This is a genomic window from Arthrobacter sp. MMS24-T111, assembly GCF_054888995.1.
Map to the genome: position 1 here is coordinate 2883621 of NZ_JBTZRO010000001.1, position 12452 is coordinate 2896072.

The following is a 12452-nucleotide window of genomic DNA, read 5'->3' on the forward strand; positions in this document are numbered from 1 at the left end:
CAACGGTTCAGCCCAGGCGATAGAGTCTAGGAAGCGCCCGCAGGGTGCCCGGCCCGGGCCGGAAGGGATCAAGCGGAGGTAACAGTGGCGAAGGCAGCACCGGCGGAACAGTTGAAGTTGCTCGAACTGCAAGGACTGGACGCCAGGCTGACCGGCCTCGCCAACCGCCGGCGGACGCTCGAAAATGATCCCCGGATCAAGGACCTCGAAGCGGCCCTGTCCGTGGCCAACGGAGAACTGGGCGCTGCCAAGGTGGCCGTGCATGACGCCGATGCCGCGCTCAAGCGGGCGGAAGCCGACGTCGAACAGGTCGCCTCGCGCATCGAACGGGACGAAGCCAGGCTTAACAGCGGAACAGGGCTGTCCAAGGACCTGGTGGCCTTGCAGAAGGACATTGAATCACTGAACAAGCGGCGCTCAGACCTCGAAGACGTGGAACTGGAAATCCTGGAGCGGCTGGACACGTTGCGGGAACGGCAGGCCGCCCAGCAGGCGATTGTCGATGACATCCAGGGCTCGTTCGGCACTATCCGGGCCGAGCTGGACGCTGCCCTCGCCGAGGTGGCCGCCGAAGCCGAAGGGCTCGTGGGCCGACGCACAGAATTCGCCGGAAGCCTGGATACCGGCATGCTGGCCGTCTACGAGAAGACCCTCGCCAAGCGGGGCGTAGGCGCCGCTCGGCTCTTCCACGGGACCTCGGAGGCTTCGGGGATGAAGCTCAGCCCAGGCGACCTCGCCGAGATCAAGGCGGCCGCGGCGGATGACATCGTGTTCTGCCCGGATTCCGGCGCCATCCTGGTCCGTTCGGACGACTGGTCCTGAACCGCCGGCGCCTCAGCCCGGCAGGATGATATTCAGGGCATGGGGCCTGCGTGCCGTACCCGGCACCAGCTCTGCGTCCCACTTTTCGCGTGCCACCTTCAACAGGTCCGGCGCCGCAGCCGGAGCCTTCCCGCGGCGCGCCAGCAGGTGCCGGGCCAGTTCGCCCCGGGTGTGCTTGGCGAAATGGCTCACCACTTTCCGGACTCCGGCGGCTTCGGTAAACACGTTCACCGTGGCGGTATGCTCCGGCGGCGCCGCCCATGCGGCCGCGTAGGTGCTCGAACGGCAGTCAACCACCAGGTGGCCCTCCGCGGCGCGGCCCAGCGTGTCTTCCAACTGTGCCTTCCAGAACGAAGCCAGGCGGCCGACGTCGGGCAATGCCGTCCCCATCGACAGCCGGTAGGCGGGGACGCTGTCGCCAAAGCGGATTGCCCCCCACAGCGCGGAAACCACCAGGACGGACTCGTCGGCCTTGCGCCGCTGCGCGGGCGTCAGGCTCCGGTACCCCAGGGCGTCATACAGGACCCCCGAGTAGATACTGTGTGCCGGCGCGGCAGGCTCGGCGTGAAGGCGGGTGTTGCGTTCGACGTCGTCCCGCAGCGAGGCGCCCACGCCCAGCAACGTGAGGGCATCCGGGTGCCCGCTGACCGCTTCCAGCGCCGCCAGGACCTTGGCGCGGCAGGGATTGAGCTCAGGGAAACTCAGCGAGGGCCAGTCGACGGCGGACCCGCGGCGCGCGGGTGTCTTGCCTTCGGAAGGGGGAAGCAGAATCAGCACCGTCCGATCCTACCGGCGACCAAAGCGGTCGGGGGCGCCGGTAGACTGGACCCGGATGGGACAGCCAGACGGCCGCGCGCCACGCAAGTGGCTCGAGGAACGTCCGGGCTCCGCAGGGCAGGGTGGTGGGTAACGCCCACTCGGGGTAACCCGCAGGCCAGTGCCACAGAAAACAGACCGCCTGCATGTCCGGCCTTGGCCGGAGAGGGCAGGTAAGGGTGAAACGGTGGTGTAAGAGACCACCAGCTTCCCGGGTGACCGGGAAGGCTAGGTAAACCCCACCCGGAGCAAGGCTAGACAGGACACGTTCGAGGGCTGCCCGCCCGAGTGTCCGGGTAAGCCGCTGGAGGGTGCCGGCAACGGTACTCGTAGATGGATGGCCGTCGCTCCCTTGCCGGCAACGGCAGGGGAGAACAGAACCCGGCGTACCGGCTGTCCCATCCGCAAAACCGGGTTTGACGTTGGGCGCTGTGTTGGGGATGCTGGACCGTGCCCGTTATTAGTGATCTCCGGCCGGCCGCCGGAACGGCCGGAACCGTACCCGGCCTGCGTTCCCAAATTGTCGCCTTTGCGGGGTTCCTTGGACTGTCTGCTGCGGCCTGGGTGCTTGCCTCGATCCCCATCATCCTCAATTCCACGGGCTGGTATGCCGCCTCGCTCAAGGCCCCGTGGATGCCGCCGTCGCTGATGTTCCGGATCACCTGGATGCTGCTGTACATCGGAGTGGCCGCCGCGGCGTGGCTGGTTTGGCGCAAAGGCGGCTTGACCGGTCCGGCCCTGGCGGGTTATGCCGTCCAGCTCGTGCTCAACGCAGCGTGGCCGGCGGCGTTCTTCGCGATGTACCCCATGGCCGGCGCCGCGGCTTTGTGGGCGGCATTCGTCGTCATCTGCACGCTGGCCGCGACCCTGGCGTTCCTGGTCGTCCGGTTCGGCCCGGTGGATGCCACCGCAGGGGTGCTGGTGTTGCCGTACTTCTCCTGGGTGGTCTTTTCCGCCACCCTCAACTTGTATGCTGCCGTCCACAACTGAGCCCACGGGGTGAGCCGTGTGAGTGATTTCACGCAGCGCAGGCGTGTTCGGGGAGCTGCGCCGAATTAGAATGGATCCCGGACGCAGGAGTTCTACCGCCGAAAGTTGCGTTCGCAGCCGGCGGTTTTTCTTTGCACGCGATCCAGGTGCCTGGGGACCGACCCCTGCAGGTGCCGGTGCCCCTGGACATCATCAGGTGGCCTACATCTGTGTACGAGGACGTACACGGCTGACCCGAGGAAGGTATTTCTGTGAGCCAGACGTCTGATTCTTGTCTTGATACGTGGATGGGCCGGGAGGCCCTCGCCGAGGCCATGATCCCGGTGATCGGCAGGCTGTACCGCGAAAACAACGTGGTGACCAGCATCCACGGCCGGAGCCTGATCAATAAGTCCACCATGAACATCCTCAAGGCACATCGCTTCGCGCGCCGGATGAGCAAGGACGAACTGCTCCTGGAGGACACGGCGCCGCTGCTGAACACGCTGGCCGGGCTGGACCTGGGTGCCGCCGCGATCGACATCGCCCGCCTGAACCAGAAATTCAAGGAAGAGGGCAACGGGGCCACCCTTGAAGAGTTCCTCCGCGCCGAACTCGCCGAGATCGTTGGCAAGCGTGGCGGCGACGAACGCACCAGCACCGATGTGGTGCTCTACGGCTTCGGCCGGATCGGCCGGCTCCTGGCACGCCTGCTGATCGAGAAGGCCGGTGGCGGCCACGGCCTGCGCCTGCGCGCCATCGTGGTCCGCCGCGGGTCCGACAACGACCTTTCCAAGCGGGCCAGCCTGCTCCGCCGGGACTCCGTCCACGGGTCCTTCGAGGGCACCATCCGGATCGATGAAGAGGCCAACACCATTACGGCCAACGGCGTCCGTATCCAGGTGATCTACTCGAACGATCCCGCCACCATCGACTACACCGCCTACGGGATCAAGGATGCCCTGGTGGTGGACAACACAGGCCGCTGGCGCGATGCCGAAGGACTGTCCCAGCACCTGCAGAGCAAAGGCGTTGCACGCGTCCTGTTGACGGCTCCGGGCAAGGGCGAACTGAAGAACATTGTCCACGGCATCAACCACCGGGACATCGACGATTCCGACCGGATCGTGTCCGCCGCTTCCTGCACCACCAACGCCATCACCCCGGTCCTGAAGGCCATCAACGACAAGTTCGGCGTGATTCACGGGCACGTGGAAACCGTGCACTCCTTCACCAACGACCAGAACCTGATCGACAACTTCCACAAGGGCGACCGCCGCGGACGCTCGGCCGCGCTGAATATGGTCATTACCGAAACCGGCGCCGCCAAGGCGGTGGCGAAGGCCCTGCCCGAGCTCCTGGGCAAGCTGACGGGCAGCTCCATCCGCGTTCCCACCCCGGACGTCTCCCTGGCCATCCTGAACCTCAGCCTGGAGAACGGCACCACCAAGGATGAGGTGAACAACTACCTGCGCGAGATGTCCCTGCACTCGGACCTGCGCAAGCAGATCGACTACATCGACTCGCCCGAGGTGGTCTCCACCGACTTCGTCGGCTCCCGCCGCGCGGGCATCGTTGACGGCCTGGCCACGGTGTCCACGGACAAGAACCTGGTCCTCTACGTCTGGTACGACAACGAATTTGGCTACAGCTGCCAGGTGGTCCGGGTCATGGAGGAAATGGCCGGCGTGAACCCGCCGTCGTTCCCTGCCAAGGAAAGCGCGGCCGCCCTGGCCGCCATCGCCGTCTGACCAAAAAGCGACATGTCCGGCCAATTCCCGGCTGGTTCACTGGAATCAGCCGGGAAACCGGACCAGACTGGTGGCATGGACAACGAATCGACGCTTCAGCACGAAACCACCCTCGAACACGCACTCGACGTGGCGAAGGCCAACCACAAGGAAGCCCTCAGGCTCCTGGAGGGTGCCCGCGCCGCCCACCAGGCCGGGGACGCCAGCGAGGAGCGCGTACGCCAGCTCGAGGAACTCCTGGCCACCGCGGAGGAGGACCTCCGGAGGGTCACGCGCGAGCAATAGATGCCGCGGGCGGGTAAGGGATCACTCGTCCTCCACAGTGTGGATATCGGCCCCCGGCCATGCTCCCCGTCCTAGGCTTTTGGGGTGCTTCCCATTAGCGATCCGGCATCAGGGCCGTGACTGTCAGCTGGTCCGCCTACCGCCGTGCCCGTCGCCGGTCCCGGCAGGCTTGGGGGCTGCTTGCCGCCCTGGCCGTCTCCGCCCTGGCCGCGCTGTCCTGGTTCTTCACCGCGGGACAGTTCGCGGCGGCCGGACCTGCGTCCGCCGGACCAACGGAAGCGCCGGTGTTCGATTCCGCCTGGATGAGGCCGGTGGCGGAGCCCCATCCGGTACCGGCAGGGGCCGCCCTTTCTGCCCTGGATGGCCTGGCCGTGAAGGGCAGGGCACCGAATACCGGCTACAGCAGGGAAGCCTTCGGCCAGGCGTGGCTGGATGTGGACCGGAACGGGTGCGATACCCGCAACGACATCCTGCGCCGCGACCTCGCCGGAGTCATCTTCGCCGACGGTTCCACGTGCAAAGTAACGGGCGGCTATTTCCAGGAGCCGTACACCGGACAGGCCATTGAATTCCGCCGCGGCGCCGACACCAGCAGCGCGGTGCAGATCGACCATGTTGTGCCCTTGGGCGACGCCTGGCAAAAGGGCGCGCAGGGCCTGACCCCGAAGGAACGCCAAGGCCTTGCCAACGATCCGCTCAACCTGATCGCCGCCGACGGGCAGGCGAACCAGAAAAAGGGTGCCGGTGACGCCGCAACGTGGCTGCCAAAAAACACCTCGATCCGGTGCCACTATGTTGCCCGGCAGATTTCCGTCAAGGCCGCCTACGGCCTGTGGGTGACACCGGCGGAGAAGGACGCCATGAAGAAAGTGCTGGCATCCTGCCCTGCGCAGCAGACGATTACCGCCGGCTGAATGGCGGCCCGGAAACCGCCTAGTGGCCGAACGGGTCGGGATCGACGCCGGGCATCCAGGTCAGCCCCGGAACGCCCCACCCGTTCTTCTTGGCCTGCTTCAGGGCCTTCCGGGCATAGCGGTCCATCAACCGGTTGACGTACAGCTTGCCATCCAGGTGGTCGAATTCATGCTGGATGACCCTGGCAAACCACCCCGTCGCCTCGAACTTCACCGGCTCGCCGAAACCGTCGTAGCCTTCCACCCTGGCCCACTCGGCCCGCTTCAGCGGGTACTGCTCGCCGGGGAAGGACAAGCAGCCCTCTTCCTCCTCGTCCGGGTCCGGGGCGGCGCCGGAAACCTTGGAGAGGGTGAGGACGGGATTCACCAGCGCACCGCTGGGTGGAGCGCCGTCGTCATTGGCGTACTTGTAGACGAAGATCCGCTTGCCCACGCCGACTTGCGGAGCCGCGAGTCCCACGCCGTTGGCGGCGTCGTTGGTCTCGAACATGTCGGCAATCAGGGTGCGCAGTTCGTCGTCGAAAACCTCGACTTCCGCTGCCCGGCGGTGCAGGACGGGCTCGCCCCAGATGGTAATCGGCAGAACGGTCATAGCATTAGTCCTTCGGCTTCGGGGCCGGCAGCGCCGGCGTCCCTGCACGTACCTTGGTGGGACACAACAAAGGAGGCCGCACCGGATATCCGGTGCGGCCTCCTTTGTTGACGGCTGCAAGTGCCGCCCCGTGAGGGTGAGCGACGGGGGTTGAACCCGCGACCTCCTGGACCACAACCAGGCGCTCTGCCAACTGAGCTACGCCCACCATGTGTTTCAAGGCCAGGCCGTGTTACCGGCCCCCGTGAAACGCAACTCAAATAGCTTACCTGCTCGGAAGGGGTGCTTTGTCCACTTTCGGTGATTTCCGCGAAATTTCCTCCAAACGTGGCGCAGATTACTCGCCGGCGGGGACGGTGGCATCGCCGCTGGTGATGCGCCGGGCGATCTTCTGGGCGGTGGCGCTGTCCGGGCCCGGGGCCGGCACGAACACCGCTTCGCGGTAGTAGCGGAGTTCATCGATGGAGTCCTTGATGTCGCCCAGCGCGCGGTGGCCGCCCTTTTTCGCCGGTGACTGGAAGTACGCCCGAGCGAACCAGCGGCGGGAGAGTTCCTTGATGGTGCTGACATCGATCACCCGGTAATGCAGGTGCTCTACGACGGCGGGCATGTCGCGGGAGAGGAACACCCGGTCGGTGCCCACGGAGTTGCCGCCCAGCGGAGCTTTCCGCGGATCGGGAACCCAGGCGGAGATGTACTCCATGACAGCGGCCTCAGCCTCCGCCATGGTCTGGCCGTGGGGGAGTTCCGCCAGGAGCCCGGACTTGGTGTGCATGTCCCGGACGAAGTCGGACATCTGGGCGACGGCCGCGTCTTCGGGCTTGATCACGACGTCGACACCGTCCCCGAGGATATTCAGTTCCGAATCGGTGACCAGGGCTGCCACCTCGATGAGGGCGTCGTTCTTGATGTCCAGGCCGGTCATTTCGCAGTCGATCCAGACGATTCGTTCGTTAGATATAGGCACCCGACCAGCCTACCGTTACCGCTCCGGACGCCCCGCCGATGCTACGATTTCGGGTACGCGGCGGGTCGCCCCGCCGCCTTCGAATATGTCCCGGCCGCCCACGCGGTCCGCCGGGCACCAGCGGAAACGCAAGAAGATTGGACATTCCTGAGATGACGGCGCCTGTGCCCGCAGCGGGGGAGATGGCGGCGGCTGGTACTGCCCCGGCGGGCGGTGCCGAGGTGGACAATCCCCGCTCTCCACTGCTTGCCGGCTTCCTCGGGTCGATGTTCATGATGTTCGGTTCAGCCGGCGTGGGCTGGCTCGCGCCTGTCTCTGAACTCCGCCGCATGCCCCTGTTCATTTGGATGCGCACCGAAGCGCCGGGCGTTGCCCTGTCCATCGTGCTGGTCGCGGCAGGGGGCATGCTGCTGGTGCGCGCCTGGCTGCGGCTTGGCCAAAAAGTCCGGGTGTGGGGCGACCAGGCCCGGCGCGCCACGTTGGCGGCGGTGGTGGCGTGGGGGCTGCCCATGATGTTCAGCGTCCCGCTGTTCAGCCGCGATGTCTATGCCTACATCGGCCAGGGACGGCTGATGGTGGAAGGGTTCAACCCGTACGAAAACGGGATCTCCGCCCTGTCCAACTACTTCCAGCTGGGAGCCGACAAACAGTGGACCGAAGCTCCGGTTCCCTATGGCCAGCTGTTCCTCTGGATCGAGCAGTTCGTCGTGTGGGTGACCAACGTCCAGCCGGAAGCCTGCATCATGCTGTTCCGGCTGGTTGCCTTGGCCGGCGTGGTGCTCTGCGTGATCTACGTACCCCGGCTCGCAGAGCTGCACGGCATCAACCCGCACCGGGCCCTGTGGCTCACCGCGGCCAACCCGCTCTTCCTGACCAACTTCATCGCCAGCGTGCACAACGACTCGCTCATGATCGGCCTGGCCCTTGCCGGGCTTTACTACTGCGCGACCCGCCGGGAGGTCCGCGGCGTAGCGCTGGTCACGCTGTCCATCGCCGTCAAGCCCATCACCATCGTCTTCCTTCCGTTCATCGGCCTCCTTTGGGCGGGCAGGAACGCAGGGTGGCTGCGGAAGGTCGCATTCTGGGCGCTCACGGCCGGCCTGAGCCTGGCGTTGCTGGCCCTGATGAGCCTGGTCAACGGCTTCGGCTTCGGCTGGATCAACGGACTCTCCGCCCCCGGCAGCATCTCCATCTGGTACGCCCCGGTGGGCCTGCTCGGCATGGTGGTGGGGTCCCTTGCCAACGCTTTCGGGCTGGACGGCTCAGTCCCGGCGGGCTGGGTGTTCGACGCCGGCAAGCTGCTTGCCGTGGCCATCCTTGCCTGGCAGATCCTCAAGGGCGACCATGACCGCCTGATGCGCCGCCTCACCCTCGGCCTGGCCGCCGTGGTCCTGCTGGCCCCCATCATCCAGTCCTGGTATGTGGTGTGGCTGATTCCGCTCTTCGCCGTGACGGGCATTCGTAACGACTGGCAGGTCAAGGCGCTGTACTTCGTGGTGTCGTTCTTCATGATCTACGCAATTTCGGACCAGCTGGACGTCTTTCCCTACCTGCAGACCCAGGACCTGGGCTTCGCCCTCCTGCTGGCCCGGATTGCGGCGGCCCTGACCGCCTTGCTCTTTGGGCTTTACCTGATCTTTTGGGATCCCGGCACCCGCCGGCTGTTCCGGAAGTCGCACGAGCCCGTCGTCGAACGTCCCGTCATTTAGCGGCGGGGACGTTATGGCCGGCCGGCGCCGATCCTGCGCAGGGCCTCCCTGCGGGACAACGGACTCAGCTCCTGCCCGTGCACGGCGACGAATTCCTGCACCCATTCCGGCACCGTTTTGGCGTATTCACGCAGCGCCCAGCCAATCGCTTTGCGGATAAAGAATTCCCTGTCCGGCAGGTTGGGTTCAATGACATCGGCAAGCAGCACCGTATCGGTGGCTTCCTTCGCGCGCAGCTGCGAGGTGATGGAAGCGCGCCGAATCCAGAAGTCCGGATCGCGGCTCCACGTCCTCAGCACAGCGGACATCTCCGCCGGGTGCGCCAGCAGCAGGGCGCAGATCCTGCCGGACACGCCGTCCGCAAAATCCCACCATGCCCCGGTGCGGATGATTTCCTCGTACACCGGCAGCATGTCCAGGTCTTTGGCAACCAGCCGGTTGCCGGTCAGGTCGATGGCCGCATAGCGTTCTTCCCGGAACGCGGCCGTGTGCCACAGTTCCAGCGCCGTGGCACGCAGCCCGGCGCCTGATGCCGGAGGAAACTCTTCCATGGCCTTCACTGCGATCCGCCGGATATCCGGGACCCGGACACCCAGGGACGGGACGGAAGACTTCATGTACGCCTGGGCGCCGGCGGCACGAGCGGGGTCGGACAGCTCCCACAGTGCACTCCGGACGGCGGCGATAAGGTGCTGGTCGGGGGCTTCTTCCATGGGGCAACTCTAGCCAGCCGGGTTCCGGCGGGATGACATATGCTGTTTAGCGCTAACAAAGTTCATTGTGGAGGATGCCATGTCCGGAACCGAAGTCCGCCTTGCCCGCGGACCCTACACCGCCGTCGTGACCACCCGCGGTGGCGCCCTCCGGGAGCTGCGCTGCGGGGACCGGGACCTGGTGGTGGGCTTTGGGCCGGAGGGCGCGGTCCCGGACTACCGGGGCGTGATCTGTGCGCCGTGGCCCAATCGGCTCGCTGACGGAACCTATGATTACGCCGGCCAGTCTTATGCGGCCGCCATCAATGAGCCGGAGCGCGGGTCGGCCCTGCACGGGCTGGCCATCCACCAGGCCTGGGACATCCTGGAGGCCTCGGCGGACCGGGCGGTGCTTGGCTGCCTCGTTCCGGCCGGGCCGGACTACCCGGGCAACCTGGAACTCACGGTGGCCTATTCCCTCTCCGATGACGGCCTCCGCGGTACGGTCACCGCCGTCAACACCGGTACCCGGGCTGCGCCGTATGGCGTGTGCCCCCATCCGTACCTTGTTGCCGGCACTGCTCCACTGGATGAATGGTCCCTGGAGCTTCCGGCAGATGCCTACCTCGAGGTCACCCCGGACCGGCTGCTCCCGGTGGCCGTGCGGCAGGTGGAGCCGGATGCCTTCGACTTCCGCCTCCCGCGCAGTCTGGGACCGGTCAGGATCGACCACGCCTTTACCGGTATCTCCCGCGATGCTGCCGGGCTGGCACGCGTCCGCGTACTCGATCCCTCGGGAACGGGCGTGGAGCTGGAATGGGGGCCGGAGTGGCCTTGGGTCCAGGTGCACACGGGGGATAAGCCTATTGGTCCGGACCGGCTGGGCCTGGCGGTTGAACCCATGACCTGCCCGCCGGACGCCTTTAATTCCGGTACAGACCTGGTCCACCTCGAGCCGGGCGGGTCGCACTCGGCGGGCTGGACCATCCGGGCGGTGGACCGGCGGACCTAAGTGGGGCCGGCTGCTGCGGCCCGGGTTGTTGACGCTGCGGACTCCGCCCAGCCGGCACGAACCAGCCAGGACGCACACAGGGCCGTCCACTGTCCGGGGCCGGGGTCCGCGGCTGCCAGTCCGAGCCCGTGCCGCCCCTCCGGGAAGACGTGAAGTTCGGCGGGAACGCCGGCGGCGATCAGCGCCTTGGCGTAGTTCAGGCTGTTGGCCACCGGGACAGCTTCGTCGTCCGCGGTGTGCCAGAGGAAAGCGGGCGGGGTCCAGGCGGTCACGTTCAGGTCCGCGGAGAGGCCGGCAAGGAGGTGCGACGCCGGCACCTCGCCGAGGAGGTTGTCCACCGACCCCTGATGCGTGTCCTGGATCAGGGACACCACCGGGTAGCAAAGGACCGAGAGGTCCGGCACGGCGGCATCGACGTCGAGGTCCCGGTTGCCGGTGGCTGCTGCGGTGGCCAGCGTGGCCGCCAGATGCCCGCCGGCCGAGAATCCCAGGACGCCCACACGCTCGTGGTCCACCGCAAGGCCGTGCGGTCCGCCCCGGATGTAGAGCATGGCCTCCTTGGCGTCCTCAAGGGGCGCCGGGTGTCGGGCCGGGGCCACCCGGTAACGCAGGACGAAAGCGTGGATACCCAGCGATGCGAGCCATTCCGCAACCGGCTCAGCCTCGTGGTCCGCCTGGCGCGCGTACCCGCCACCCGGCAAGACAAGGATGGCCGGGCGGGGGCCCGCGGCTTCAGCGCAGGCCGGAACCGCGGTGATCCCTCGCGGCATCATACGGCTGCAGCCTCGGTGCTGCGCCGCAGCGTGACCTCGCCGGTAACGGCTTCGTCAGGCGCCGCTTCCTGGTCCTCGCCGGCCGGCCGGGGGCGGGTGGCCCTGGTAGCCAGCCGTCCAATATCTTCGAGCGGCAGGCGGACGGTGGACAGGGCCGGCCGGAAGTCCCGCAGCGTTTCGATGTCGTCGAAACCTGCGATTGACGCGTCGCGGGGAATCCTCAGCCCCTCGGACCGGAGGGCTGCTGCGGCGCCGATCGCCATCACGTCGTTGACCGCGAAAATGCAAAGCTTCGGCGCGGCGGGGTTCCCGGCGGCGGCTGCCTTGATTCGTGCGGCCAGTTGCAGGCCGGCCTCGTAGCCGCCCGAACGGTTGAAAGCGCTCCTGAGCACCTCTGCCGGGCGGTGTCCGGCGCGTGCCAGGCCGTCCTGGAAACCCCGGACCCGGTCGTCGGAGGTATACAGGCCTTCGGGCCCGGCAATGATGACGAAGTCGCCATCCCAGCCGGCGGCAAGCTCCGTGGCCAGCCGGCCGGCAAGCTCCTGGTTGGGGATTTCGACGACGTGGTAGCCCTCCAGTGCGGTGGCGCCCACCACGGGATGCCCCACCACTGCCACCCTGCCGCCGTTGCGGCAATACCGGTCCAGCTCGGCGGCCAGCTGGGCGTTGCCCTCCTGGTCCTCGGCGCGGCAGGAGCGGGAACCGGCGATCACGATGGAGTCGGCACGGCGGGCGGCGAAGGCAGCCACTGCTTCCTTTTCTTCCGCGGGGCCGCCGCCTGTCGTGGCAAGGAGCACCATCTTCCGCTGTTCCCGGGCAGCATCCTGCACGCCGCGGGCAATGGCGGCGAAGTACGGGTCGGCGATGTCGTGGACAATCAGGCCGATCAGGCCCGAGCTGGATTTGGCAAGGCCCTGGGCTTGCGCGTTGGGGATGTACCCCAGTGAGTCCGCCGCCTGGCGGACGCGCTCGGCAATGTCCTTGCCGGGGGTCCGCGCCGAGCCGTTCAGCACGCGGGACGCCGTGGCAGGCGAGACGCCGGCCAGGCGGGCAACCTCGGTAAGGGTACTAGCAGCCACAGCATCTCCTGGTGGTCGGGGCGGCCTCAAAAGGCTAAGGACATTATGACAGTTCAAACTACTTCCGGAAA

13 protein-coding genes, 1 tRNA gene and 1 other RNA gene are annotated in these 12452 nt (G+C 66.9%); 8 read left to right on the forward strand and 7 right to left on the reverse strand.

Translation table 11 applies throughout. The features are described from left to right. Positions 1-84: 84 nt before the first annotated feature. Complete coding sequence (locus ACX5I6_RS13515) at positions 85-822, forward strand: zinc ribbon domain-containing protein (protein ID WP_461840793.1); 738 nt, start codon at positions 85-87, stop codon at positions 820-822. A gap of 12 nt (positions 823-834) precedes the next feature. On the opposite strand, the gene ACX5I6_RS13520 is transcribed toward ACX5I6_RS13515, so the two are convergent. Further along, positions 835-1599: a YaaA family protein gene (locus ACX5I6_RS13520; protein WP_461840794.1), complete on the reverse strand. Its 765-nt coding sequence runs from the start codon at positions 1597-1599 to the stop codon at positions 835-837. A gap of 56 nt (positions 1600-1655) precedes the next feature. On the opposite strand from ACX5I6_RS13520, the gene rnpB reads away from it, so the two are divergent. The 5 genes from rnpB (at position 1656) to ACX5I6_RS13545 (ending at position 5557) form a co-directional block, all read left to right on the forward strand. Then, positions 1656-2043: RNase P RNA component class A (gene rnpB / locus ACX5I6_RS13525), an RNA gene on the forward strand. A gap of 45 nt (positions 2044-2088) precedes the next feature. Then, positions 2089-2628 carry a TspO/MBR family protein gene (locus tag ACX5I6_RS13530; protein WP_461840795.1) on the forward strand — a complete coding sequence of 180 codons (540 nt, stop codon included), beginning with the start codon at positions 2089-2091 and terminating at the stop codon, positions 2626-2628. A 251-nt stretch (positions 2629-2879) separates the two neighbouring features. Further along, complete coding sequence (locus ACX5I6_RS13535; RefSeq protein WP_081624127.1) at positions 2880-4358, forward strand: glyceraldehyde-3-phosphate dehydrogenase; 1479 nt, start codon at positions 2880-2882, stop codon at positions 4356-4358. A 75-nt stretch (positions 4359-4433) separates the two neighbouring features. After that, entirely contained in the window at positions 4434-4643 is a 210-nt protein-coding gene (locus tag ACX5I6_RS13540; RefSeq protein ID WP_018761610.1) for a hypothetical protein, read from the forward strand. Positions 4644-4759: 116 nt separating this feature from the next. Then, positions 4760-5557, forward strand: coding sequence for an HNH endonuclease family protein (locus ACX5I6_RS13545; protein WP_461840796.1), 798 nt, complete (start codon positions 4760-4762; stop codon positions 5555-5557). A 19-nt stretch (positions 5558-5576) separates the two neighbouring features. Here ACX5I6_RS13545 and def read toward each other — a convergent pair whose 3' ends face one another. The 3 genes from def to orn form a co-directional block, all read right to left on the reverse strand. Continuing rightward, the gene (gene def / locus ACX5I6_RS13550) at positions 5577-6149 is read right to left on the reverse strand and encodes a peptide deformylase (protein ID WP_461840797.1); all 573 of its coding nucleotides are present in this window, start codon (positions 6147-6149) and stop codon (positions 5577-5579) included. 135 nt (positions 6150-6284) lie between these two features. Beyond that, a tRNA-His gene (locus ACX5I6_RS13555) sits at positions 6285-6357 on the reverse strand. 129 nt (positions 6358-6486) lie between these two features. Then, positions 6487-7116, reverse strand: a complete 630-nt coding sequence (gene orn, locus ACX5I6_RS13560) for an oligoribonuclease (protein WP_461840798.1) — start codon at positions 7114-7116, stop codon at positions 6487-6489. A 152-nt stretch (positions 7117-7268) separates the two neighbouring features. On the opposite strand from orn, the gene mptB reads away from it, so the two are divergent. Beyond that, complete coding sequence (gene mptB, locus ACX5I6_RS13565) at positions 7269-8825, forward strand: polyprenol phosphomannose-dependent alpha 1,6 mannosyltransferase MptB (RefSeq protein ID WP_461840799.1); 1557 nt, start codon at positions 7269-7271, stop codon at positions 8823-8825. Between the two features lie 11 nt (positions 8826-8836). Here mptB and ACX5I6_RS13570 read toward each other — a convergent pair whose 3' ends face one another. After that, positions 8837-9538 carry a DNA alkylation repair protein gene (locus ACX5I6_RS13570; protein WP_461840800.1) on the reverse strand — a complete coding sequence of 234 codons (702 nt, stop codon included), beginning with the start codon at positions 9536-9538 and terminating at the stop codon, positions 8837-8839. Positions 9539-9617: 79 nt separating this feature from the next. Between ACX5I6_RS13570 and ACX5I6_RS13575 the strand changes: the two genes are divergently transcribed. Beyond that, complete coding sequence (locus tag ACX5I6_RS13575) at positions 9618-10529, forward strand: aldose 1-epimerase family protein (protein ID WP_461840801.1); 912 nt, start codon at positions 9618-9620, stop codon at positions 10527-10529. On the opposite strand, the gene ACX5I6_RS13580 is transcribed toward ACX5I6_RS13575, so the two are convergent. Next, positions 10526-11302, reverse strand: coding sequence for an alpha/beta hydrolase (locus tag ACX5I6_RS13580; RefSeq protein ID WP_461840802.1), 777 nt, complete (start codon positions 11300-11302; stop codon positions 10526-10528). The genes ACX5I6_RS13575 and ACX5I6_RS13580 overlap by 4 nt on opposite strands. Further along, a complete protein-coding gene (locus ACX5I6_RS13585) occupies positions 11299-12381 on the reverse strand; it encodes a LacI family DNA-binding transcriptional regulator (protein ID WP_461840803.1) in 1083 nt (360 codons plus the stop codon). Before ACX5I6_RS13585 ends, ACX5I6_RS13580 begins: the two co-directional genes overlap by 4 nt. Between the last annotated feature and the right edge of the window lie 71 nt (positions 12382-12452).